Origin of the sequence: Acinetobacter sp. YH12023 (assembly GCF_013420135.1) — a bacterium.
Lineage (GTDB): Bacteria > Pseudomonadota > Gammaproteobacteria > Pseudomonadales > Moraxellaceae > Acinetobacter > Acinetobacter amyesii.
Map to the genome: position 1 here is coordinate 1 of NZ_VOYU01000003.1, position 24975 is coordinate 24975.

Below are 24975 nucleotides of genomic sequence, written 5' to 3' on the forward strand. Positions count from 1 at the left end.
AGGGCGCATAATCAACACTGATTGAGCCAGCAAGAACCAAGCGACCTGTATATTCACCAACACAGTAAAAACTTTCTGCACCAGTGAAAACAATCGCCCAGCGCTCCTGAATTGCACCTTTATTGGTGATCAAGATTGGGTAGAGAGAATCATTGTAATTAGCAGAAACCCCTGAACCCGTTGGCTCATCATTCCAGACACTATTCCAAGCCTGCTGTACAAACTTCCGTGTATAACGCGCCTGCATATCCCCAATGACCAGCGCAGACCCGACAATAGTATCCACCGCATCATAGTTATGGGTTAAAGGCTTAGTAAATGTCAGCTGACCATTAATTTGCACATCACGGATCTGCCCCATATCTTGATAACGATATTTTGCTATTAATGGCTCAACCAATCCCAGCAGCGTGAAATCCCCGCCAAGCGTCACACGGCCATAATCATAATCAACGGTGTATAAGTCATAACCCACCTTCACGCCGTTGGCATCTTCAAGCTCACACCATGCAATACGCTGATCATTTAAATCATATGTCGTGCCGGCAATTGCACTTGGTAATTCCTGCGACTTAGTTGAACTGACAATACCAATACCACCCACACGGAAGATTGGTACACGGCCATCGATGGGTAGGCGCGTGGCAGACAAGCCCAGTAATTCAGAATCAATCGGCAGATAGGTATAAGCAATAGCGTTATAGCGAACGCTTGAAGCATCTACCCACACTGGCACGTTGATGTAAGTCTTACTCGCTTCTTCATATTCAAGCAGTGGATCGTACCAATCTTCAGCTTCTAACTCTGTACGATTATCAACTGTAACTTCAGTTTTGGTGTAGAAATAAATCTGCACAAAACCGTTATCCCAGTTCACCAGGCCATGAGCACGCGATGTTTCAATCACTCCATTTTCATCGGCAGTAAGAGTGAGCTGACCATACTCAAGCGTTCCAACAAGGACAGTCAGTGACTGTACCCGAAGTGGAATCACTGGTGTACGAAAAGCAATCTTATTGACCGGCGGCAAATCCGTTGTCGTGGTCAATGACTGCAACTGAATACTGTTGTCAGCATTCGGCGTCCAGCTATCAATTTCGACAACCCCGGTACCATATTGGATGACTCCTGACTGAATACCTGAGTTATTAGCGGGATCCACATTGCGATACAACAAGCCTGAGCGGTCTAAAAATGTATCATTACCGACTTTGAAACGGGCTGAACCCGTTAAGATCTGCTCATCAAAACCGGAGGATAAATCTAATTTCAACTTATCAGCCGTTAAAGTATGTGTAGCTGAATTTGAACCTGATGTATCACGATAGCGCACATTAATATCCACTGTATTAAATGCTTTTAAAGTGGTTTCGCTGCCGATAATGCTAGATGTTTGCGGACTATAAAAAGCCATAACAATCCCCTAAGCGGTACCGTAAGTAACAGCCGCTTCAAATTTAGTAATAAATTGTTTGTAAACCGTTTGTGGTGTGACTTCACAAAGCCCTGTTGTATAGTTAATTGAACCTTGCACAGCGCCTCGACTATTGACTAAATTTCCCAACGAGCTTGTTACCGGCACATCTGTCAGCAATACATTGGTTTCAAAATTTCCTGTCTCAGTAGACACAGGAATTTCTAACTCAACACTATTGGGTTGAATCGCAGCGCCTGTACCAATTGTGAATACCAGCTTTTGACTAGAGTCTGGGGTAACATCATTCTTGGTTTGCGTAAGCGAAGTACCAAAGTTATAGATCACATTAAAAACGGTAGATTTTTGCGGCAGTTTATTGGGAATAATCTTGCCTGAGCCTAATGCATAATTAATTGAGCCCGTAGCATCACCAGTGAATTTACCTTGTGCATTAGAAGTTGCTGTTTTGGCTTCTCCTTCAAGCAGCCAATTAATTGTCACGCCTGGTAACACCCCTAGATGGCCCAGATCAAACTCAAAGGCAGCTTTTTCAACGCTCAGATTTGATCGTACAAAAGTCACAATTGGCGTACCCCAATTGAGTAAAATCACACTATCCACATCAGGCAATGCACCTGCAGTTAAAAGCCATGATCCTGTTTCATAATTAATCATGCCTGAACCAAAGGAGCTATTTGCTGCTCTTAACTGCCCTGACCCATCATCCTTCAACTCGTAAAATTTACCTTGAGACATATAGGAAATGGACAATGCACCAGGTGCAGGAATCGGAATCAATACGCCCGACCAGTTAGTACCTTGGTTATTCTGAGTCACTGGAATAGCACTACTCTGGTAATACTGATTCGGTGCAGCTGCCGGCTTAAATGTAATGTTTAAACTCATGGTGCCGGTTGGTGCTGCTGATGTCCATTTCACCAGGCCACGCTGATAGTCGATCGTACCGACTTGTGTACCAAGTGAGTTCTTTAAGAGCCCACCTTGGTCAGTAATAGATTGACCTTGGATTGTGAATGCTACTGAACCTGGCATTACCGCAGACCCAATATATAAATTCTGACTTTCATTCACGACTTGCGATGGATAATTCACAGTTATCAAACCATCGCTACCCGGCACCAAAACAACGCTTTCGCCTGCTGCATTCACATCGATAATCGGTGTTTCACTTTGTGCAGATGGGATCAGCTGGGTAAACATGGAATCTGCATTAACCGTGTATTCACCCACGGTTGCATCAGATGCCAATTGAGTAGATGAATAATACAAACCAGTATCAGCAACGATCGTATCGCGAAGGATGGTTTTAGACTGCGTATTACCGGCATACCACTGACGAGCCGATAAGCCTACAAAGTCACGCTCTAAAGGATCATTGATTTGATAAGTCGCTACCTTGTATTCAACAGTTTTTTGATCAACCACCATCACTGCCGTGCGGGTATCAACCTTAGTAATCCGCACATACTGTTCAAATTGAAGTGCTTTCCCTTCATCTGAAATCAACACAATCGTATCACCAACACTGGATTCCGTTTCTTGTGGAAACATTATGACTTGCAGTGATGACATACCCTGCCAATGTGTGTCTAGAGGTGTTCCAGCAATCTGACCACCTTTGGCCAAGTAATTTTCAACTCGGTTTTGTGCAGCCTGACGTTCATCAGTCCATGATTCAGTGCTGAACAATAATGCTGATACGTTTGGATCTTCAGGTAATTCAGATACGAATACCGTTGCACCCATCAATAGATCCGTATCATCCGTGGTCACAGCTGGAAAGATCTTACGCATCGATACATCACCGACGGTACGATCGAGCTCAGAAATATCATTGAACAAGTTATTACTCAGACCATCTACAACAACTTGACCGTTATATTTCCCACCGCCGTCGCTATTGTCGGTGTCACGCTCAGCGTGATAGATTACTAAATCTTTGGTTTCAATTGGCATTACTCACTCCAAAATCTGAGCGTTAAATTCATAGGATCATCAAGTGATACTGGTGGAATACCTTTCACAGGTGTTGCCTCTAAAGCACCATCAACATGATTGAAAACCACGTCAAACTTCCGTGTGTCATGCGCCCACTCAAACTGTAATTCAAATTGCTCATTCAATACTGACCAGGCCTGCAACGTGCGGACGACACTTAACGAAGCCCACCCCCATTCCACTGTCAGCCGGTACTAAAGTGATTGGTCTTCCTGAGAGCTTGGTGCCTTCTTGAATAATCAGCGTACCATCCATGGCATATTCCAAAGATTGCTCTTTGGCTTTCCAGCTAAATTCATCAGACCAAAAAAAACCGTCTTCAATTGAGACGGTTTCTGATGTTGAGATGCGTTTTATTTTCATGTTGATTTACTCAATGTACCCAACTGTTTAAGCATCGCCTCAAGGCTTGATTGACTCTCAGCTGATCCTGTTAGTTGCACTGTTTCATTACCTAGTTTGAGTTCATAGGAAATGGTTTTTGATGAAGAGCCTAATCCACTCGCCTTGGTAGACACATTATTCGGCGCATATTGCTGCATACGCTCTAACTCTGCATTCACTTGCTCCACGTTGCTTAACCCACCAAAAAAGCCAAAGCCTGACGATTTGTAGCCATTTACACCCTTGGTACCTTCATAGATATCTTTTGCATACTGTTTGGCAGCTGTATCTGAATATCCCATGGCTTTAAGCTCAGCTTCGATATCCCCGGCATTTTTAGCCATCTTGCCTTTGGTACCTTTTCGAGTCTCATGCATACCACTCGATGCTGCACTAACCGCTTCTTCCCATGCGCTTTTAACAGAATCCGCTTCATCTCGACCAGTTTGGCCAAGGTTGCGAAATCCATCTTCAGCGCTACTTGAAGCACGGCGAACACGATGAATTGATTCTTCAAGCTCACCATAGCTTTTGACTGATGCTTTACCCGATGAATCAATTTGCACTTCCAGGCCAAGTGAAGCTGCTTTAGCTTGAGTTGCAGCAATGACTGCTTGATCACCTGATGCAGCAGCAGATTGCATAGTTCTCTCATACGCTTGTCGCAAACTTTCAGCTGTAGCTTCTCCACTTGATTGTATGGTATTGAAGTCTGCTAAAGCGCTCTGAGCCGCTAATCTAAGTTGCTCTTTGGTTTTAATCCCAAGGCGTTCAAAAGCTTGTTCTACTGGGTCCAAGTCTGCAGGTAATTGGGATACTACTTGGCGTACTGCCAGCATACCAAGTTCAACTTGTTTCGCAGACATCTGCCCTGTTTTACCAAACTCCTGAAGTTTTGAAATTGCTAGATCTACTTCATTTTGGCTTTGAGCTGTTTCAAGCCACTTTAACCAGGCTTGATATACTGCCTCACCTGCGGCTTCTCCCTTTAAACCTAAAGCTTCGACGTTATTAGCAAAATCATTTAGAACTTTTGCATTACTATTAAATGCTTCGGTAACACCATTCTTTAGCTCATATAGATCAAGTTTTAATGTCGCCGCAGCTTTACGCGCTTTATCTGCTGACAGTACTGCCTTTTCGGCACCTGTAACATTTGCATCCCAAGTTTGAATAGCAACTTTCCCAGCTTCATCCAAAGTGACGATATAACCCTTCGTCATCAGATCAGCTTGCATCACACCATCCATTGCACCGTTATTGGCTGCAATCGCGGCTTCTGCATAGGCTTGAACAGCATCTAACTTTTCTTGTTCAGTTACCTTCTTTCCATCGAGTTCTCGCTGTCCTTCCAAGAGCAACTGGTCAACTAAGCTTTTAGCCTCTAGTAATGTTTGTGCATTCTTCTCTTCTTGGGTTTGTGCAGCTTCCTCTAATCGCTGCATACCCTTGGATTCAAAGGCTACCGCATCTCTATCAGCCTCAGCATAGTACTCTTTTGCCTTGGCTTTCATCACATCGGCATTTGCTGAAAATTGCTTGCTAACATCACCCCATGTGACTGCCGATAAGACACTATTCGCAGCTGATGCTAAGTCGAAGAATGCTCCTGCTAGAAGATTTACACCGATTTTTATGGCCGTTACGCCATCCGCAATAAAACCAAACGCAATAGATAGCCCTTGAAGAATTCGCTCTAGGAAACTAACTTGCTCACCTGCTGCTGTTGCCTCACCTGTAAATGATGAAAGAACAGATAAAGCATTGGTTAGCGATGTACTCAATATATCTGTAATTGTTTTACCCAGATCAGCAGCAACTGCGACTACCTCTTTTATTGCATCATAAGCGCTTGATAGTGCAGATTTAAGACTTTCAAAAATAGATACATCAATAAATGAAAGCTGATCACCAATCCAAACAAAACCAGAGCCAACATCATTAAGTAGTATTTCAACAATACCCATATTATCAGCAAGAGTTACCAACCATTGCGCTACAGTTGCTGATGCCCCGTTCGCCTGATCCATGGTACCGATCAAAATTTGCCATTGTGTCGAAATACGCTGTAATGCATTTCCAATAGTTGTCGGAAATTTCGCATAATCCGCCTCAATAGCCGCAGATTGTTTATGAAGGCCATTAATAACCTTCTCCGCAGTTAACTCACCATTCTCTGCCATCTTACGCAATTCACTGGTGGTCACACCAAGTGACTGAGCCAAGGCTTTGGAAATCCCTGGCGCTTGTTCCATGATCGAGTTGAACTCGTCACCGCGAAGTACACCAGATTGCAAGGCCTGTGTAAGCTGAGTGATTGCAGCATCAGCCGAAGCAGCAGATCCACCACCTGTTTGGATGGCCATATTGATGGTTTTTGTGAGATCTAATGTTTGTTGCTGGGTCATTCCCATTTGCTTGCCAACGTCATTCACTTTCGTGAATAGGCCAGCTGTGGCGTCAAGGCTTGTATTTGTCATCAATGCGACTTGATGAACACCCGCCATGGCCTGGGTAAAATTACCTCCTTCACTTGTCGCAATGTTGATCCGTGCTGATAGATTTGTATATGAGTCCGCTACTTCTGCTAATTCTTTAATGCCAAGACCAATGCCAAGAGCAGCCATAGCACCAACAAGAGCCGTATACCCAGTCTTAAGTCCAGCAATACCTTTCTGAGCGGTTTGAGCAGCATTATCAGTTTCTTTTAAATTATTATTTGCCCTGCCAACTTCAGCGTGAAAATCGTTAAATGCTTGGTCTGCTTGTTTAACTTCCTTCTCAAGTTGATCGACTTGCCGCTGTGCGACTTCAATATCGGCTGGTGATGCATTTGTTTTTGAGAATGACTCAAGGTTTCGTTTGGCTTCAGTCAAGTCACTTTTTAATTGACCTAAAGCTTTTTCAGCCTTGTTCCCAAAATCAGTAAAATTACCCGCTGTGGATTTAGCATTATCCCCTGCATCCTGAATGATCCCAGTTGCAGCTGTTAGAGATTGAGTTAATTTATCAGCTAATTCAGTTGTGCCCTTTGGAATGATATTTCCAACTTGGCTAGATGCCGCCTCTGAAGCTTGTTTAATTCTCTCTGATTCAGACTTAATTGAATTAAAAAGTCTTTTCGTTACATCTTCTGACTGCTTTGCAGCGGATACCAGGCCCTTGCTATCGCCATCAAGAATAAGTTTGAAAGTTAGATTTTTTCCGGACATGGCGACCTCTTTCTACAGGTATAAAAAAAGCCCACATTTTTGTGAGCTTTGGGTTCGAAATTAATCTGTTAGTGCATTAACAATAATCAATTAGGGCATTGGCATTTTTCTGTGAATCAGAGCTGAGTTTTATAAACAAATCAGAAACTAACTCATTTTTTTGCATGAACTGCAGGAATCCATCAATAGCAAAATCATAAGATTTTATTAACTCATTTTTTAATTTTAACTCACAAGTGGTTTCGGTTTTTCTAGCTTCAAGATCACGCTTAATTTGCTGCATATCTTTAACAGGTTGTGATAGCGCTATTCGAGAAGTTGAACCTGCAACTTTTAAAGCATCACTCCATCGGCTCGCTAAATCAGCATAGAATTTTTTACCATCTTTGTTCATCTCTGGTGAATCAATAATGCTTTTAGCTTCCAAGTAATCCATCATGTATTTACTTTGAAGCTCTTTAATTTTGATATCAGTTTCATCTTTATGCTTCTTGGCTTCGATTTTTTTATCTTCAGCATCTTGAGCCTCTTCAAGTTTTTGCTGATGTGCAACCTCGGCTTGTTTAAGCCTTTCAACATCTGCCTTATTGCTCTGATTGATGAAATAAAACAATCCGCCAACTATCAAAACAACCACAGCGATCAAAACTTTTAAGTTCACCCCAACACCCTCAATATTTTATTATTGAGCACATATTAAGTGAAAACCGCAACTTACCTCAATGTTTACTTAGCTCATCTTGGAACGTTGTAAATCCTTTTTTATCTGCATGGTGCGCTACCCGAATAATGTTCAAATCAAACTTTCCTCGGCTGCGTTGATACTTTTCAGCCGCCTTTAAGTAGCCAACAAAAGCCCCGTAAGTCATCTGCAGAATATCTTCATGTCTATGGCCATATGATATCAAGTATTGGAATGAATCAAACCAAGTTTGTTCAACACTACCTTTCTTCTTACGTATTTTAGGGCCTGGCTTAACGTCTTCTTTGAAATATGCACCATTTACTTCGATCACATGTTTGAGCAGATGGCTAAACTCCAAAGGATCTGATTCAGCGAGATCTAAAAGTATCTTTACATCAGTGCTTGTACACATTGAGCAAAGTTGAAATACATGAGCGCCATAATCTTTTACCAGGCCTGCGCCGATTAAATCTGAATAATCACTTTGCTTTAAGCTGTCACGAATAACTGATGCAATCGGTGACCAAATATCAAAGTTAAAAATTTGAAGTTGCTTCACTTCCACATCATTGCCAAGCACTTTAATTGTGATCGAGCGATTATTCGCTAAAAAGAAATCATTCATGATTGAATCTCTAGAATTCAGGCACAAAAAAAGACGCTTATGCGCCGTGGAGTTCTTTGTGCCTGAGTTTGTTAGTCTAAGTATACAATTCGACCGAAGCCACCTAACTTTTCATCTTCTTGGCGCACAACATCAGCTAAGGCCGAGCCATTAATAGCGATTTCACCAGTTTCTTCGTTGATGAAATTCATACTACCGTCAACAGCAGGCTTAAAGCGCCACAGTTCGAGTGACAGACGTTTATCATTAATTGAGTTAATACCTTTGAATAAATAGTAATACTCAGCATCGTCTGGCAATGAGAAAAGCACGGTTGCTTTTGCTTCACCCGTCGTGTAGTCGACAACAAGTGGTTGAGTAATACCGTCTAAATCTAAGATCTTAATCGTTCCATACTCTTTATCTACAGAGTAATGCGTATCCTCGGTAAGCTCAGTCGGAACATCTAGTTTGGAATCACTAACCATTACATCGGAAATATTAAATCCTTCCAACTTAATCTCATCGCCAGCTTTTAGGTCTGGACCTAAAGACACATCCTGAACTGGTGTTGATGTAATTGGCTTAATTTCCGCCTGAAATGCTAATGCAATATCTTCAGGTTTTTGCTCATCCATGGTGATTGATAGAGATACATCGCGAGTCTTGGTCCACTCGCCAACTTTTTGGCGCTTACCTGTTTTTGTTTCATAACGAGCGTACGTCTCTGATGAGATTCCAACTTCAACGTCAGTTTGGTTTCCCAACTCACGTAAAACTTTAGCGCCGCCCGGAACATTGCGTGCTAAAAATGATGCCCCTTGCAGGGATAAAAAATCATAGCCACTCATGGCTTACTCCTAAATAAATTTTTGTGATTCAAAAATAATGGTGATGTACGCAAAGCCAGCACTATATCCATCACGAACAGAAATCAGATCTAATTCATTACGAGAAGACTGCGGCTTCCACCCCGAAAGAAGTTGAATTACTTTTTCAGTTAATAGCCCTGCTTCATCACTGACTGCCCGACCATCATTCTGCTGCGACTGAGCATTGCGACACGCCACTGTCACAGCCCACTGTTGGCCTATCTGATTAATACGCCCTTTACCCGCGCTTGCTTTCTTGTCTATGCGTACAAAGTTGATATGCGCCGATGGAGTGACCTGCGACATTTCTGTGACCACTACTGAATTTAGCGGGATATAAATCTGCTTAAATTCTGAAATTTCTTTCAGTTTTTCTGCAATCTCATCACGTACCGCGAAGAAGGTACTCATCTATAAAACTTCCTACGATATTTAGGATCATTTCTTCATCTGCAGAATTGATACCTAATTGTGTCCTTGGAGGATTAACCACCTGTTTTACTTTTCTGTATTGACCACCAACAGCAAAGGTAATGTATTGGCTTGTCTTTGGCAGGATCGTAGCACCGAAGTGAAGGTATGGCGCATAAAAGACGTTTGTCCCAACCTCAACACCATTCGAAAGAACGTTGTATGTGTAAGAATTCATCAAGCGCCCAGTATCACGTAGCGTTTGACCACCTTGCATACCCTCTCTTCCCTGCATGTTTGCACGCCAAGATATCTTCCATGGGTTACCATCAACATCAAACCCACCAATGAATCTTTCTTGAACACTGGTTGTTAATGCCAAGCCAATGTCTTCATAAAGTCGAGCTTTTTCAGCATCAATATCCAGCAATTGACTCATTACCGCCTCAATTGCTGAACTATTTGAATCAATCTTGATTGCAAACGCCATAATTGCCTCACTTGATGCTAGGCATCATATTTAAGACATCATCACCAAATACCCCACCACGATAAGTACTACCAATAGGTAAAGTACTTGGCTTCTTTGTAGGCTCATCATCAATAATCTCGTCCGATTCCTCAGACTGGATCTGTAAATGCGCCTTGTTTTCAGCCACGCGCTTTAAGAATGAGATTGCATCCTCATAGCGCTTTCGGACTTCTTCCGTTGGTTGCTGGAAATACAAGCGATAGCGTGCAATATCACATGCCATACGTTTCAAGTTACTTGGCACGTTAGGTAGCGGCAAAGAATAACGGCCACCTATGTGACCGTTAATTTCCTCTGTCGCGTCTTGAATTGCATCTTCTACAGCAGTGACATTGGGTAGCATCATTAACAATTGCTCCAACTCACCACCAAATCGCGCTACCAAGTCAGATTTAGTCGCATACATAGGTCACCTACTTAGCTTCTGAAGCAGCCTTCTTCGCTTCGGCAGTTGTTTTTTTCAGGGCAGCTTCAGATGCAGCTAATGCTTTTTCAAGCTCTGCAACCTTCGCTTTAAGCTCACCATTCTCCTGATTTGATTTGACCTTTTCATCAGTCATCAACTTATTTGCTGCAATAAGATCAGTATTAGCTTTTTCAAGCTCAGCTAAGCGTGCGGCTGAACCATCAGCTTTAGGTTCGTCTGGAGCTTTTTCTTCTTCAATCGCCCCAGATGCTAAAAGGGCCTGAAGTTGTTTAGCTTCAAGCCCTGTGATTTCTTGGCCTGGACGAAAGTGTCCAAGCGACTGCTTTGCAATGTACTTCGTCATAATATTTTCCTTATACGAACCCGCGACCGCCTACCAGGCCATTCTTATTGTTTGGAATCGCCAGTGGAGATGATTCAGCAAGCATTTGAATGCTTGAAGGGTTCTTTTCTTGCCATTGGCTTAGATAGAACTCTAGAGCTTGACCAAAAGCCTCTACGTTTTGGATAGCACAGTGAGCGATCCAACCATTAGCATCAGAGATCAGTCCAAAGAAGTCTTCTGGAATAAATCGTTCCGGTGTACCGCCGCCAATACTGTGTTGAACGTCATACGTCCAAATTTCAATGTTGTCGACCGTACCACGGAACTGCGGTTTATCCATTTGATCAAAGGTTGGAGTCAAAGGAACACTAATACCCGCATATGGTGCAATGAACTTCTCTTTAAACTCTGGATCTTTGATTAACGTGTTGTACACCTTAGATGTTGTAAGCGCCATTATTGGAGAGGTACCAGAATGTTCTACTGATAGATCAATCATGGTCTGGATATCTTTAACCGCTGTTGCACCAACCTGCCCCCATTTGATCAATGGAGCAAATGTACAAGCTGCATTACGCTCATAATCTACTTCATACATTGGGAAGTCAGCAGAAGCGAATGTTGTCTTACCATAGAGCAATACATCACGAGCAATCAGCAACTTTCGATTTTCAATGGACTGGCGCAGGTATAAAGCCTTTTGAGCCTGATCAATCAATAGAAGATCTGCATCACTTAAACGGTTTGAGCCTGTGGCAATCACACCAAATTTACGCAACTGGGTAATCAGTGCGGTATTTTGAACATCGCTTGGAAATACCGTCATCATCGGCTTTAAATATGCCGGCTTAACGAATTTAACGTTACCAGACTCACCTACTTTAATTTGGCGACCAGCAGCTGTAGGCGTTACAAATGGTGCAAGCGGTGTCGCTGTATTTAACTCACCTACAGGAACTTCTTTTTTAGTATACGAGACACGTTGAGGAAAGAAGCGATCCATTAACCACGTGTCTACCTTCTGAGTAGTATCTGTTAACAGCACCAACTGAGGCACATCCAGTAGTTCAACCGGTGCATTCTGAAATGTAAAAGTTTGACTCATTGATTATTTCCCCACGACTTTGCGAAGTTCGATTTTGTTGATTAAGGCCTGGGCACGTACCGCGTCATATTGGGCTTCCGTTAACGGCGTACCATTCACAGTTACCACAGCAATATCAAATGCACCCTGTACGTAAATTGGCATTTCCAGACCATTGGCTGCATGGTAAGTAGCCTGCTCTACAGTCATATCTGTATTAGCAATGGCATTCCAATCACCAACCACACCTTCTGTTACCATGGGGTGATCTGCGAGGTTGTTTGTAGCCACCTTCAACAAATCACCGCGTTTATATGCAGTCGCCGTTTTTACTTTGGCGTTTTCTGTACGAACGCCATCACCCACTACAAGCTGTGTAGTCGTGATTGTTTGAGTAATGGTTCCCATTAATTTTTTGCTCCTTGTTGCGCTGCAGCAAATTGGTTAAACGCATAATCTAAGGCTGTACCTTGCTGATCGCCTTTGCCTTGTTGCCCACTTTGATTGCTATTCGCTTGATGAGTGAATAAGTGTGCGAATTGCAGTGGGATCTGCTGTTGTGGCTGGCCAGATGGTGGTTGCTGGCTACCTGCAGAAAATTGCTTTAATTGCTGTGCCATAAATGCGAATGCAGAATCATCCATATCTGTATAGGATTTCTTTTCTTCAGCACTGAATTGCTTATTCATTGCTGTTTCAAGCGACTTGATGTCTTCTTCACGCTTATCGGCTTTGAATTTTTTAAGTTCGGCTTGAGCTGCATCACGATCAGTTTCAGCCTGCTTTAATTTGGCCTGGGTTTGCTCTAATTCGGTCACGTCGGTGTCCTCTTTGGTTGGGTTTGGATTGGCTTTGCCTGAGAAGGCTTTAATTGAGGTATTGCGATCGGCACCAGTCGAGCAGATCGTGAACTCACGAATGCGGTTTTGACGGAAGATTGTGATAGGACCTTCAAATACTTGACCATTCACAGTCACTGTCTTGCCTTGTGAGACTTCTTCAATAGATCCAGGATCAATCATCATTGACATCTGGAATGGAAAGCCATCATCAGAGTCCTGAACGATTTCCTGCGCCTTAGCATTCGTAAGAAAATCGCCTGAAACATCAATCTTTCCGTTTGTATCTACTGTCTGAACAACACCAATTCGACTTGAGCTAAAGTGTTCTTCAAGTAAGGCTGCTGGCTTATCAATCTCAATCCCATCAAGATCAAAGACCACACCAGAACGGCCCCAATACCAATGACCATCTACACGGCCACCTGCATAAGCAGTGCCTTTAAATTTTCGTTTTTGCCCCTCTTCAGCCTTCGGGACTTCAATAGCTGCAGCATTGAATAGATACTTCAATCGCTCTTCATTTGGATCTGGCATTTTCATGCTCCATAAAAAAACCGCCCTTTCGGACGGTCTCTAGTTAATTTCAATTTAATTTACCAATGCCTTCAGTGTATAAACCATCACCCCTTCAACCATCTCCATCGAAACAACTTCAAAAGAGACTCCCAAAGGTAGCAAGACTCCTTCACCAGCATTTAGTATTTCAAGATCAATCCCCAGGCCATTAGCATTTTCAATCTGAATCATGATGTTTGACTGACCTGCCAAAAGCATTGGTGCATCTAGAGTCACCACCTTGCCTACTTCGAGTGAAGCGGCATAAGCCAGTGTGGTTGTGCCGGTAATAACATTTGAGGTGTTCTTAGCCACAGCATGAATCGCCGCCATATCCTGAACCAACCATTGCTTAAGCACTTCGGCAGCCTTAGAAATAGCTTTGCTATTCAAATAGCCTGTAATGGCCTGATCATTGCCTTGTACATAATCCAACAGTGTTTTGATTGCACTTGGTCGAATCGATGGATCTAATGGAATAACGGTTTTGGCCACCGTATCGAATAGGTCCCGAGTCTTATCATCCATAGGAGCAAATAGGCTCGTAAGCTTTTTCGATGCAGTCCATTCGGCCTTGATAACTTCTTTCTGCTCGAGGAGGTATTCCTTATCCAGCACTGATACATTGATCTTTTTATCAACCAATGCTTCCAGTTCCCCAAATTGCAATGGATGTGATGACCAGTCCAATGCCTCAGCAACCTCCGGCAACTTATCATCCGGTGTAATACCGTATATAAGTGCCTGAGCCTCTGTGAGTGCGATAACAGTACAGCGACAACGAAAGCCCAAAGGCGGGTAATAAGTCAGCCAGAATGGATGATCAATCGGTAGTACAATTCGATTCAATACTAAATGTGCTGGACGTACACGACTATCATCGATAGCCGAGTACATCAGGTAAGGGCGTTTATCCTTATTTCGATTCTGCTGCTGCCATCGCCCATGACCATAAGCACTTTGGATATTTGTGCGAAACACAGTATCCAAGTAATGCTTTGGCAGAACAATTTCAGACTCAGCAATGAGCTTCTGAAAATCGTTAAACGTTCCACCATTGGCCAATGTTTTATTCAGTGATTTAATCACTGTCTCAACTTGCTCAAGACTCGATAGAAAGCTCACTGTAGTCGCCATCTGCCGAGTTTTTAAGTCCAATGAGTAGAACTCATCAGGCAGCACAATCTTTTTATCATGCGCGTATTGAAGCGCTTCAAGGAATGTGACTGGTTGCATCTATTTCCCCTTAGCAGCAGTCGCATACCCCAATATATCCGCCGCATATAAAGCTTGATCTAACTTGGCGGTAAACTCGGTTTTAGTGGCTTTTGGAATAAGCTGCATTAAATTGAATGCCAAGCCTTCAGGACTATCCGACTCAGCAACAAGCTGCTTAATCTGCTCATTACTTAAAAGCTGCAGATCCTTTTGGCCATCGGTTAATTCCTCAACTTCTAGCTGTTCAGCAGAAAGTTTATTGGCCTGGGCTTTAAAGCTAAATGCACGTTTGGGTATAGCGGAGAATTGGGTGTTTAGAAAAGGTTGGTTTGACTCAGCGATATCACCATCCTGAAGCCCGTACTCACGCTGAAAATACTGTGGCGTTAGGTTTGCACCAGCATTCTTAAGATGAGCATCACGCTCGGCTTGATCCTTATTGAGTGGTTTAGGTTTTTCACCGAGCATAACCTCATACGCACGCCAACCATTTAGAGCGCATAGCGCATTCACCACTGCTTGCAAAGTAGGCGTAACCAGTCGAATGTCAGATTTGAGTTTATCCATCCTTACATTTTCATGGACTTGACCTAATGCCCTACTACCAACACCATCAGTCCCACTAGTAAGTGTTTGCCCTAAGATGACTTTTTGAATCTGTCGTACAAGCTGATTATTGAAAGACTCAAACGCAGCTCCAGCAGTACCACTCGCACCAGATGTACCCAGTACCTGAACATCGTCTTCAGCATCGATCGACAATACACTTTGAGCATGAGCATTTAATAATGCTCTATTCATGTCTTCAGTTTCGGTATCTTTACATTTACCTAAAAGAATTGGCGTACCAAAACGCTCTAAGAATTTAGCCCAAAATTTGAACCCATTCTGCTTAAAGAAAAATAGCCAATACAGTGTTGCTAGCAATGCTTTTCCATAAGGTTGTTCATATGAAGCTTTACGACGCGTTAAGAAGAATTTAAATACTTGATCGACCTCCTGCTCATTAGCAGTTCCTTCCTGACGGTAAATTAGTCGACCATCATTTTTAGGTTCAAACCATTGCATTGGCTTTTCACCAATCCATTCCAGGCCGATGTAACCCTCTGGTTTAATTTCATAAACAGCTTCTTGAACCGAATAACCAAAAAACAAGGCATTCAAAGAACCGGCAGCAATCTCATGAAACCATTCTTTGAGAACAAGTGTTAATTTTTCGGCCTCATCTGTATCACTTGGCTCAACTCTTAGCGGTGTAGCCAGTAGTGCATCTATGCGAGTCTCAACGGCCTGGGCAACTTCATCATCATCTAGCAATACGCGTAATCTATGACGTGTAATGCCAGCCTTACGAAGCACCTCATCGGTATCTGGTTGCTTGCCAAAATTAACTAAAAAACGCGTCACCGCTTCTTGAGTGTATAGGTTGCCAAGAGACAAAGCCTTCTTTGACGCTTTGTCTTTTTTAGACTTTGCCATGTGTTTTCCTTATCAATAAGTTCGACTACCTGCACCAGCAGGTTTTTTGCTGCTTCGACCCTTAATCAATGGCTGTAAGCCATAGCGAATACCATCCATATGATGGTTGTTGAGATCCAAAATATCCGGCAGTACATCACCTGCACGATTGACCTTGTATGAATACAACTTGAACTCTCTAGCTGTTTCAGGGCAATCAGGGTGAATAATGATTTGCTTGAATTTCTTCATATACGTCACACCGTCTTCTACAGATCCAGGCCATTTGTCTGCTGCCTTAATCTTGAAACCTTGGCGTTTCATATAGCTAATAGTTTCAGGTCGCGAATTATCAGCTCTGATTTCGTGAGTACGTACGCCCGGCACTTCATCAAAAAGATTCGGAAGATGATCAATCTCACAACCCACTTGATGAGCTTCATTACGTATATAGAGAATATCGTCATGAATAAAAATACGGTTTAGTGTTGTTGGATCTTGTGAGAACCCCCAATCGGAACCGTAGTACACTTCTGTCCAGTCAGCATCAGGTTCAAACTCATCAACCACATAACGACCAGAGAAGATAATGGCCTGGCTAAATTCAAGGTAAGCACCATGCCAAACATGCTCAAACATAGGCCATGCATTTTCATCACCTGCAGCCTGCATCCTAATTGCACGCTTACGATCTTCCTCGTATTCGTCCAACAGTGTTTGCGGAGCAAATGGGTTGTTGTTGATGTTTACTTCAATAACGATGGAGTCTTCAGGTGCAAACTCACCACGTAGAAAATCATCTATAGGGTCGTCTTTCGATTCGGGGTTCCATGTCGCCCAAATTTGTGACCCCTCAGCACGCATTGTTGGACGTAATAGTCTGAGGGATTTTGCTGAAAGCCTATTAGCTTCTTCAATCCAAGCTATCTGAAAACCCTCAAGGGATTTGATTGAATCAGCTGTGTGGTCTTGCATACCCTGAAAAAGAATTACTCCCTCACCACCCTTTCGCTTGATTAGGTCACGTTGCACATCAAACAGATGTGATACGCCTAGAGCCTTAATCTTGTCCTCAATAAGCTGCTTACTTGAGTACTTAATCGATTTCTGAATCTCACGAATACATACAGCGCGAAGATCTTTATCAATGACGCATTCCTCTACCAGCTGCTCACCTACAAAATGTGACTTACCTGATCCACGCCCCCCATGAGCACCCTTATATCGTGCTGTCTTAAACCAAGGTTTTGACCAACGTGGAGTTTTGATTCTAAGCTCCACAGTGGAATCCTTCTAATCTATAAACTCTCGAATAACTTTGATTTCCAAGTCAGCACCATCTTTACCAGTGTGCTCCTGACGAATTGTCCTGCCATCAGTTTCTTGATGTGCAAGCTTTAATAACTTTTGTTTTGCGACTTTGTTCTTCCCAGAGTCGTCATACATCTTTTGGATTTCTTTCAAACGGTAGAACTTGTTCGCAATTGGAATATCGATTAATCCAGCATCGAAATCCTCACGGGTTTTCTCAAACAATTGGACATATTTCTTGCTTAGGTTTTTCCCACGTCGCTTGGTTGGATCGTACAAAGCCACCTGAGATCGATCGAGAATCAGGTCAAATTCTTGCTTCACAAGATCCGCGACTTCTTGAGGGGTGTCACGGCAAGCAAGAGACTGAATTATAAAAATTTTCACAGGCTCTTTAAGTGTTGCCATAAATTCCTCTTTGTGTCGCTACGTGTCGCAAGATAGGCAAAAAAAAGAGCCTTTCGGCTCAGTTAATCACACAGTTTCCGCAACACGCTGCAATGTTTGTCTCCGATACAAATGGAGCATTTTTAGCAATATTCAATAGTCGTTGTACTGAGCTATCGATTCCGTGCTGACGTATTTCACCAAAGAAAACTTCAACATCATGGCCAGCTAAGTAGTGCTTGGGTAAGCCAGTTACATCGCTATAAATGATCTCACCGTCTTCATCGCGCTCAACCCCAATGTGGTAAAGCTCATGTTCAATCAAACGGCAGAATTCACGATCAGAGGTTTGCTCACAAAATGCAGCATCAATCGTGATTAAGTACTGAGGTACAAAGCCAAACCAGTCTCGCATTTGTTGTTCTTGACGAGCTTTCTTCCACCCACCTTGGTTAAACATCACTTTTTCACATTGACCGAGTACCATGCGCTTTTTAGCCATTGCAGCAGACGATGCCCACGCAAATGCCAAAAACTCTTCATTATCATGAATCAGCTCAGCAATATGGTCATGGTCTGGATTATGCAAATCACTACCCAAGGTTAACCAATTCTGCATTACCCAGGCCTTTAGATCCGGAGCTGGCGCTAGACGTATAGCGTCCTCTTCCCCAGCTTGATCAATCAAGTCTGTCGGTGGGAATGGTCTGATCTGTTCCATAAAGCACCCATAAAAAAACCCACAACTTTGGGGAAAATTGTGGGTATTAAAATAACAGGTATTGGGGAATACCTATTCCGAGTATTCTGCTAGGTTTTGCTAATACTTGGAATGGTAAAATATACCAAACGATTAAATTTAATCAAAAGCATGTCTCTTCAAATTCTTTAGCCACTGCGATGCAAGATTAGCCTCTATCTGTAGTGGGCCAGACTCATCTATCTTGTATCTGCTAGCCGATTCTAAGCGCACAACGGTGTATCCCATATCAACTGCGACATCATAGCGATCCATGCTCCAGCCTTTATTTGCTAATTTTCCGCTGCGACCACCAGACCAAGGTCCGCCAGATATCTCAACTAAAATTCGATGCTCAATTAAATGAAAATCAAAACGCCAGTGTTTGGTCGTTTTAAAATGAAAATATTCTTCGTACTTGATTTCCATTCGATTCAATATTTCTTTCAATCGATCAAATGCTTCCAAGTACCTTTCCGAAGCTTTAGGTAATGGCTTGGTGCGGAGTTTGAGCTTGTATGGCTTTTTATTGGTTAGAGCCTTGTATTTTTCAACGTCCATAATTTTGAGCTATAAAAAAACCTCCAGAAGGAGGCTGTATTAATTTTTTAGCTTAAGTTTTTCAATACTTAATCTACTAATTCTGCTTCCTGCGCTTCAACAATCCCATCATTTAATTCATTTTTTATATGATCAGGCATATCTGGGAAAAATTCGTTAAAATCATTATCTGTGATAAATCGATTAAACGCTAAAACACGCCACTTATTGTCATTGATATCTCGCACAAAAATATGATCAATTAGCATAGCTTCAACCACAACAGTTCCTGAAGTATTTAGACTTTCTCCTTCATCTACCTCCACCTCAAGAAATGCCTGAACTGGCACCACACAAATTTCACCAGACTTACTTAAAAGATTAGCTTTAGATGGTAACAACTCATGGATGTAAGGATTTGAAGAATCTTTGACATTGTGCTTAGCAATTTCTTTAATTCTTTTACTATATTCCCTTCTACTTATCCATTCATTGTTACTCCAGGAAGGTTTTGCAAAAGACAAATGCTTATCTACCCAAAATTGCTTATCTGGATGATTTTTACTAAATATGTATGTGTAATCATAATGCTGAATATAGTCATGTATATCATCTATACCACCAGTGTTCTCAGCATCTGACTTTTTCTGAATTATTTCTTTAAATAATGGGTAACTGTTTTCACAATCTAAAGTTGTAGCATTGGCAAAAGCAGCTAAACAACTAACAAGACCAACTAATATTTTTTTCATAAATTTATAACTTATAATTTGCAGGTAAGAAATCAATGTACATCAATTTTTAAGCTTAAAATTTGTTCTGAGTTATTAATTAATATCGATATTGTCAACAATACTCGAAATAATATCTTTACTTGTATTAACAACAGACTTTCCTGCTTCTACCAAGACTTCGATCACATCCACCGGGTTTGCGTGACCTATAGTATCAACAATAGAGTTTGATTGATTATTTTCTTGCTGAGGGTTTTGTTCAAGCTCGTTGTTTTCCAAAATATTACACCCTTCTTTTAAAATTAAAGCCCACCATTTGGCGAGCTTTTAAACTTAGTGAATTACTATAACTTCGCCCACTATAGCAGAAATATGCCATATCGCTTGTACAGGGTCAATATCACTCTTGAAAACAGTCTCTAAAATTTTTAGCAGTCTGTTTTACATTTTCAATAACTCTTTGATCACCAGTGATAACAGCTAGCATATATGTAGCCAGATGCATTAAATTGTTTGACTGTCGAACGATCGTGAATACAAGCTCATCGGGGTAACCATTATTACTTCTATAAACAGCATGCACTCCCGAATGAACAAAAGAGTTTAATGCTTTCCAAGAAATTTCTTTAAATTGAATTAACATTTCAATCGCTTGTTGAGCTGGTGAATTTGCATTTTTAAGCTCAATAAGCATTTTAGAAATAGAAGGCAATTCCTTATTGTTTCTTTCAGCCCTTTCATTACTCAATTCGCCAACAATTAAGTCTAACTGCTCATCATTAGCTACGTATAATGACCAAAAGCCCTTTACCAAAGCCTCATACTGTAGCCTAAACAATGCAAATGCAGAGGTATTGCACTTCGCATGCGCAATTAAGAATCTCAAACTTGCAGCATGCTCCATTGAAATGAATCCCAATGAGTCCGCAGCTTTAATCTTTGGCGAATTGTCGTACAATGGAGTTGACGTAATTGGAAAGATAAATTGCCCTTCCAATAGATGGGATGATTTAAGCAAGCCTGCAATAATGTCCTCATTAATTTCCATTAATACCCTTTTTACAACAACCAAAAGACATATAAAAATTAATAACTTATTGCAGTAAAGTCAAATTCTATTAAACCCATACCGCACATGTAACGCCGCCAGACCACACTTAACATCCATACGGGCATCCATCTGTGTACGTTCTTCATTTGCCATAGCAGACCATGAATTCCCATAAAAATAACGGCAAATGATGGCGTCTAGCCATTCATCCAACACTTCTGACTGACCTTGCATGTCCAATATTAAACGCTGCACTGCGCGAGCTTCATTGTCATCAATCTGGCAAGTGATCTTTGTGCGTGATAACTTTGGCTGAGCATCAGATAAGAAATGAGCCGCTATAATCTCCTTCTTTTGCTCCTCAGTAAGTTTCTTGATTTTCTGCTTCACTACGGCCTGATCCATTGCCACTGCAATAGGATTGACGGTTTTCCCACAAGTACCTGACACAGAATTCATCCAAGCCCCAAACTGGTAAAGCCACCCCTCTAAATCAAAACGTGTCCAATCTACCGACTGCATAATCGATACTGCTGCATTCATCCCAAATCCCCTACCATCTTCTCAATCTGCTGAATTGCTAAACCTGACTTCACTTGCTCTGTACTAAACCGTATGACTTGATAACCCAACATCGTTGCCGCGTTATATTTCTCCATATCACCGATATACCCTTTACCCCTTGTATGCCTTCCACCACTCCAAATACCACCTTCAACCTCTACCAAAATCATTCTGCCCTTTAAGTGGAAATCAGCTCTCCATTTACGGCTCGGGTGAAACTTAAATTCTTGTTCAAAATCGATTTTTAAAGCCTTTAGTTCTCTTGCCAGTTTCGCCTCAAACTCATTGGGTACCTTTTGACTTTTAACCTTAGTTCTTTTGGTACCTCGTTTAGGTTTAGCACCACCGATCATTTGTTTGTATTCAGCAATTGAGTAAGAGTTCAAATTAAAAGACCTTTCTCATATGCCGATTTAATTTTGTTTTTATTTTTAATACGCTCCGGTCTATATCTAAGGTTGTAGCAACATTTACATGCTGCTTCATAACCAATAGTTCTTTCCCCGTTTTTGTTGGGTTTGTTGCGGTAGGTAAACCAAAATTCATCATCCAAAGGCCAATATTCATCACATTGGATGCAAAGCTTTTCTTTACCCAATTCGGTTTCAATAAATTTGGGCTTTAAATTAGATTCGTTTTGGGTGGTAAGGTTTTTAATAGCTAGAGTCATGCTGCACCGCCCAAAGCCTGAGCTTTCATTTTTGCTTTCATAGCTGAACGCTGATTACTTAAAGACTTTGCCTCAGAGCAAAATTCACAGCGACATTTGTGCTTGTTGTACGCGTAAACGGTGCCATGGTTAATTAGGGGGGCATAAGCTAAACCCTCCAATTCTTCACACCAGTCCATAGTTTGGTTATCTCTCACACCCCACCTCCCAATACACGATTAAATCCATTCGCCATCATTGATTGATATTCACTTGGGTTTTCAAATGGATCTGGCCATTCGTTTTGAATCACTGCCTTTGCTTTATTTGCCTCTAATTTTTGGGGCTTCGGCACTTGGCGATTTCGAACATTTATTTTGGCTTTCAGATTGGCCAGCTGTTGTTGAGCTTCATCATTCGCAACCGGTACATGTTTTTTCTCAGATTCACTCCAGGCCAAACTTGGTCTTTCTTGATACCACTCTTGAAATCGCCCCTTGATCTGAGCTTCCAACACATAGGCCTCATACAAGCGAATAAATTCTTCTTTAGCTCGGTACATTTCACCATCATTGATGAGAAGCATGACTTGATCTAATGCGAACTTGGCCAAGGTCGTAATGTCTCGGTATTGAGAACTTCCATCTGCCAAAATAACCGGTTTAGGCTTCGTAATTTTTGTGTACTCACATGCTTTGATCCAAGCCTTTTGAGCATTCCACCAATCTTCGCCAATACACATTGTTCGGAAGTCAGCAAAGCTCGGCATGTACTTATTTCCACTGGTACTCAACAAGAGCAAACCACGTTGAAACTGTTCCGTAGTCACCCCAATCATGGCCTTAGCAACTCGGTCTTCAACAACTTGCATTGGGATTGAGTTCTTACCCTCTGCTGGGAAGTTTTTATTGAACTGTGATGCGTAGAGTGTTCGCAAAGTTGCAATCAACTCATGTACGTCGTCACGACAAACCAAGTGATTCATCTCAATATCCTCCCACCAAAGCGTAATCATCGGGTGTTACGTCGATAATGCTCGATCCACCTTGTTGATCAAAAGACTGAGCGAAATAACTCGGCTCCTGAATTCCAGTTAGATCTTGCTGCAGATTCTGCTGTTTTGGAGGGAAAACCCCTTGGTAGTTTCCAATGATTGAGTTTTCCAAGGATTGGTCTGCCAGAGATCCGTATGACTCGAGTTTTTTCAAAATGAGTTTTACTGCGTTTTCAGTGAGTGGTTTTTTAGAAGCTGTTCGCATATCCACAAATTGGTTCCATAAATCCTGATTTACCAATCTTGGTAATTCACAAGATTTCGGGTCATAAGATTTTTGAGTTTCAACTTTTGTTTTTTCAGTCGAAGGTTGTTCTGAAACACGGGATCTTTTTTTATTTATTTTTTTATTTTGATTAGTGTCTTTTGATAGTGTCTTTTGTGTGTAAAAATTTTTTACTAGCAATGGTAAAAATTCTTTACTAGCGGGGTAAAATTTTTTTACTAGCAGTGGTAAAGAATCTTTACTAGCAACGGCTGCTTTTTCACCTAGTAAAAATTTTTTACTAGGGAATTTCACAGTCCAACCAACACTTGTTTCGTCACCAAGTTTGAAGGTATTTCCATAAATCGTGCTCGGCATTTCTACCAACAAACCAACCTGAATTAACTCGTTTTTAGCCTTGATCACTGTTGGACGGCTCTTACCCGTAATTTCCTCTAACTGGCTCAGTGATATCGAATCCATCACTTTGTTCCATCCACGTGTTTTACGACACACCACAAGATAAATCTTGCATGCGGCATCCGAGATTTGGTTAAGCACTTCGTCCACAAATGCGTTTGGCACTTGAAAGCTATTGGGCGTAAATTGGCTCATTTTGAGTTCACCCCTTCATTAATCTGTATAAAACGTCCAAACATCAAAATCATTTCTGAACGCAGTAAGCTTGAGATAATTTCACCGGCATACCAGGCCGAGATCCGATGTTCATTGGTGAGCATTTCGATAAACTCATCACGTGTGACTGCAGCATTGGCTTCATCACGATTGATCTTGCGTAAGTTGGCCTTACGGATATCCAGTATTCCATTAAGCGTGCGTAGCGCTGGGTCATACCAACTATGAACGCCCTGCAGGTGTTTATGCTCAGGCTGCTTTTTGATTGCCTTGTTGGTGATCATGGAACCTCCGCAAGCGCTTGTTCAGCAGCAGTCAATCGACGTTTAGCCAAGACTTCAGTAACCGTTGCCGGACGCACTAAGTGACTCAGTGCAAAGTTGTGATTTCCATCCAGTAGCACGCCATCACCTTGGACTTTATGTACGGTCATTAGATGGCCTGGTTTAATGGGGTCTGTGAAGACCACGACGTCGCCATTGAGGAATCCATCGTTTGCCATGTCATTGTTTTGTGGTATATTTGGTTTCATATTCATTTGTGATTTCCCTCATAAATTGAATTGAAAGCCTGATGTTCGAGATCAGGCTTTTTTATTGCTCGACGCATTTGTTTATTTGCATTTCTAGTTCTGCCAAAATTTCGTGCAGCATGTGAATGACCTTCGACATATCTATCGCTTCACCTCGGGTGATCCGACCGTCTGCCATCATTTCTTTGAACTGCGCACATATATCCCCACCGCCCATTCCAATGCTCAGCACTAAGTCAGTGAGCGCTGTATCTCGACATTCGGGTATGCATGGCAAGTTAATGGCCACTTTTCCGTGATGAGCATTCAGTCTTTGCAGAATTCGGTAATCCCCTGTTAGCTCCATAAGTTTTGAAGCCTCAAGCAAGGTGATGTGGTGTGTTTCCGTATTGGGATTCACTTTACTATTCAGTACCGCAGGGCTTTTTATGCCCATTCGTGGCGCTAATGCATTCGCTCCACCTTGGTAGTCGTGAACAGTGTTGTAAGCAGCATCCAATATGTTCATATCGGTGTCCTTTGAACGTG

Annotated in this window: 30 protein-coding genes and 1 pseudogene; all 31 read right to left on the reverse strand. The window is 42.0% G+C overall.

Features of this window, described 5'->3' with window-relative positions; genetic code table 11:
- Positions 1-1414 (reverse strand): hypothetical protein (locus tag FTT92_RS02935; protein ID WP_180171409.1); only part of this gene is annotated, 1414 nt, incomplete at its 3' end.
- Positions 1415-1423: 9 nt separating this feature from the next.
- Positions 1424-3394 (reverse strand): hypothetical protein, encoded by a 1971-nt coding sequence (locus FTT92_RS02940; RefSeq protein ID WP_180171410.1) that lies wholly within the window; start codon positions 3392-3394, stop codon positions 1424-1426.
- Positions 3394-3799 (reverse strand): annotated as a pseudogene (locus FTT92_RS02945) (hypothetical protein). The gene FTT92_RS02940 and the pseudogene FTT92_RS02945 overlap by 1 nt, the downstream one beginning before the upstream one ends.
- A complete protein-coding gene (locus FTT92_RS02950; RefSeq protein WP_180171411.1) occupies positions 3796-7032 on the reverse strand; it encodes a tape measure protein in 3237 nt (1078 codons plus the stop codon). The pseudogene FTT92_RS02945 and the gene FTT92_RS02950 overlap by 4 nt, the downstream one beginning before the upstream one ends.
- 76 nt (positions 7033-7108) lie before the next feature.
- Positions 7109-7693 (reverse strand): hypothetical protein, encoded by a 585-nt coding sequence (locus tag FTT92_RS02955; protein WP_180171412.1) that lies wholly within the window; start codon positions 7691-7693, stop codon positions 7109-7111.
- Positions 7694-7751: 58 nt separating this feature from the next.
- On the reverse strand, positions 7752-8342 hold the full coding sequence (locus FTT92_RS02960; protein WP_180171413.1) for a hypothetical protein: 591 nt from the start codon (positions 8340-8342) through the stop codon (positions 7752-7754).
- A 71-nt stretch (positions 8343-8413) separates the two neighbouring features.
- Entirely contained in the window at positions 8414-9172 is a 759-nt protein-coding gene (locus FTT92_RS02965) for a hypothetical protein (RefSeq protein ID WP_078193405.1), read from the reverse strand.
- 9 nt (positions 9173-9181) lie between these two features.
- Positions 9182-9604, reverse strand: coding sequence for a hypothetical protein (locus FTT92_RS02970; RefSeq protein ID WP_180171414.1), 423 nt, complete (start codon positions 9602-9604; stop codon positions 9182-9184).
- Positions 9579-10094, reverse strand: coding sequence for a phage virion morphogenesis protein (locus FTT92_RS02975; protein WP_180171415.1), 516 nt, complete (start codon positions 10092-10094; stop codon positions 9579-9581). The genes FTT92_RS02970 and FTT92_RS02975 overlap by 26 nt, the downstream gene beginning before the upstream one ends.
- Positions 10095-10101: 7 nt before the next feature.
- On the reverse strand, positions 10102-10542 hold the full coding sequence (locus FTT92_RS02980) for a gp436 family protein (RefSeq protein ID WP_180128171.1): 441 nt from the start codon (positions 10540-10542) through the stop codon (positions 10102-10104).
- A 7-nt stretch (positions 10543-10549) separates the two neighbouring features.
- Entirely contained in the window at positions 10550-10906 is a 357-nt protein-coding gene (locus tag FTT92_RS02985) for a hypothetical protein (RefSeq protein ID WP_180171416.1), read from the reverse strand.
- 10 nt (positions 10907-10916) lie between these two features.
- Positions 10917-11993 carry a major capsid protein gene (locus FTT92_RS02990; RefSeq protein WP_180128175.1) on the reverse strand — a complete coding sequence of 359 codons (1077 nt, stop codon included), beginning with the start codon at positions 11991-11993 and terminating at the stop codon, positions 10917-10919.
- A gap of 3 nt (positions 11994-11996) precedes the next feature.
- A complete protein-coding gene (locus tag FTT92_RS02995; RefSeq protein WP_180171417.1) occupies positions 11997-12380 on the reverse strand; it encodes a hypothetical protein in 384 nt (127 codons plus the stop codon).
- Positions 12380-13348: a hypothetical protein gene (locus FTT92_RS03000; protein WP_180171418.1), complete on the reverse strand. Its 969-nt coding sequence runs from the start codon at positions 13346-13348 to the stop codon at positions 12380-12382. The genes FTT92_RS02995 and FTT92_RS03000 overlap by 1 nt, the downstream gene beginning before the upstream one ends.
- 54 nt (positions 13349-13402) lie before the next feature.
- Positions 13403-14605 carry a phage minor head protein gene (locus FTT92_RS03005; RefSeq protein ID WP_180171419.1) on the reverse strand — a complete coding sequence of 401 codons (1203 nt, stop codon included), beginning with the start codon at positions 14603-14605 and terminating at the stop codon, positions 13403-13405.
- On the reverse strand, positions 14606-16066 hold the full coding sequence (locus FTT92_RS03010; protein WP_180171420.1) for a DUF935 family protein: 1461 nt from the start codon (positions 16064-16066) through the stop codon (positions 14606-14608). It abuts the gene before it with no gap.
- 12 nt (positions 16067-16078) lie between these two features.
- Positions 16079-17326 carry a PBSX family phage terminase large subunit gene (locus tag FTT92_RS03015; RefSeq protein ID WP_180171421.1) on the reverse strand — a complete coding sequence of 416 codons (1248 nt, stop codon included), beginning with the start codon at positions 17324-17326 and terminating at the stop codon, positions 16079-16081.
- Between the two features lie 12 nt (positions 17327-17338).
- Positions 17339-17764: a DUF2280 domain-containing protein gene (locus FTT92_RS03020; protein WP_168377682.1), complete on the reverse strand. Its 426-nt coding sequence runs from the start codon at positions 17762-17764 to the stop codon at positions 17339-17341.
- A gap of 58 nt (positions 17765-17822) precedes the next feature.
- Positions 17823-18464: a putative metallopeptidase gene (locus FTT92_RS03025; RefSeq protein ID WP_180171422.1), complete on the reverse strand. Its 642-nt coding sequence runs from the start codon at positions 18462-18464 to the stop codon at positions 17823-17825.
- Between the two features lie 138 nt (positions 18465-18602).
- Complete coding sequence (locus tag FTT92_RS03030; RefSeq protein WP_180128189.1) at positions 18603-19043, reverse strand: hypothetical protein; 441 nt, start codon at positions 19041-19043, stop codon at positions 18603-18605.
- A 68-nt stretch (positions 19044-19111) separates the two neighbouring features.
- Complete coding sequence (locus FTT92_RS03035) at positions 19112-19774, reverse strand: hypothetical protein (protein WP_180128191.1); 663 nt, start codon at positions 19772-19774, stop codon at positions 19112-19114.
- Between the two features lie 75 nt (positions 19775-19849).
- Entirely contained in the window at positions 19850-20035 is a 186-nt protein-coding gene (locus tag FTT92_RS03040; RefSeq protein ID WP_180115709.1) for a hypothetical protein, read from the reverse strand.
- Between the two features lie 121 nt (positions 20036-20156).
- Complete coding sequence (locus tag FTT92_RS03045; protein ID WP_180128193.1) at positions 20157-20804, reverse strand: hypothetical protein; 648 nt, start codon at positions 20802-20804, stop codon at positions 20157-20159.
- A 60-nt stretch (positions 20805-20864) separates the two neighbouring features.
- Positions 20865-21350: a hypothetical protein gene (locus tag FTT92_RS03050; protein ID WP_180171423.1), complete on the reverse strand. Its 486-nt coding sequence runs from the start codon at positions 21348-21350 to the stop codon at positions 20865-20867.
- The gene (locus FTT92_RS03055; protein ID WP_180171424.1) at positions 21347-21757 is read right to left on the reverse strand and encodes a hypothetical protein; all 411 of its coding nucleotides are present in this window, start codon (positions 21755-21757) and stop codon (positions 21347-21349) included. The genes FTT92_RS03050 and FTT92_RS03055 overlap by 4 nt, the downstream gene beginning before the upstream one ends.
- Positions 21754-22041, reverse strand: a complete 288-nt coding sequence (locus FTT92_RS03060; RefSeq protein ID WP_218951552.1) for a hypothetical protein — start codon at positions 22039-22041, stop codon at positions 21754-21756. The genes FTT92_RS03055 and FTT92_RS03060 overlap by 4 nt, the downstream gene beginning before the upstream one ends.
- 193 nt (positions 22042-22234) lie before the next feature.
- Positions 22235-23005, reverse strand: a complete 771-nt coding sequence (locus FTT92_RS03065) for a hypothetical protein (protein WP_180171425.1) — start codon at positions 23003-23005, stop codon at positions 22235-22237.
- A gap of 1 nt (position 23006) precedes the next feature.
- Positions 23007-23894: a replication protein gene (locus FTT92_RS03070; protein WP_180171426.1), complete on the reverse strand. Its 888-nt coding sequence runs from the start codon at positions 23892-23894 to the stop codon at positions 23007-23009.
- Complete coding sequence (locus FTT92_RS03075) at positions 23891-24199, reverse strand: hypothetical protein (RefSeq protein ID WP_180171427.1); 309 nt, start codon at positions 24197-24199, stop codon at positions 23891-23893. The genes FTT92_RS03070 and FTT92_RS03075 overlap by 4 nt, the downstream gene beginning before the upstream one ends.
- A complete protein-coding gene (locus FTT92_RS03080) occupies positions 24196-24453 on the reverse strand; it encodes a hypothetical protein (protein ID WP_257231568.1) in 258 nt (85 codons plus the stop codon). The genes FTT92_RS03075 and FTT92_RS03080 overlap by 4 nt, the downstream gene beginning before the upstream one ends.
- Positions 24454-24508: 55 nt before the next feature.
- Positions 24509-24955 carry a phage regulatory CII family protein gene (locus FTT92_RS03085; protein ID WP_180171428.1) on the reverse strand — a complete coding sequence of 149 codons (447 nt, stop codon included), beginning with the start codon at positions 24953-24955 and terminating at the stop codon, positions 24509-24511.
- Positions 24956-24975 lie beyond the last annotated feature (20 nt).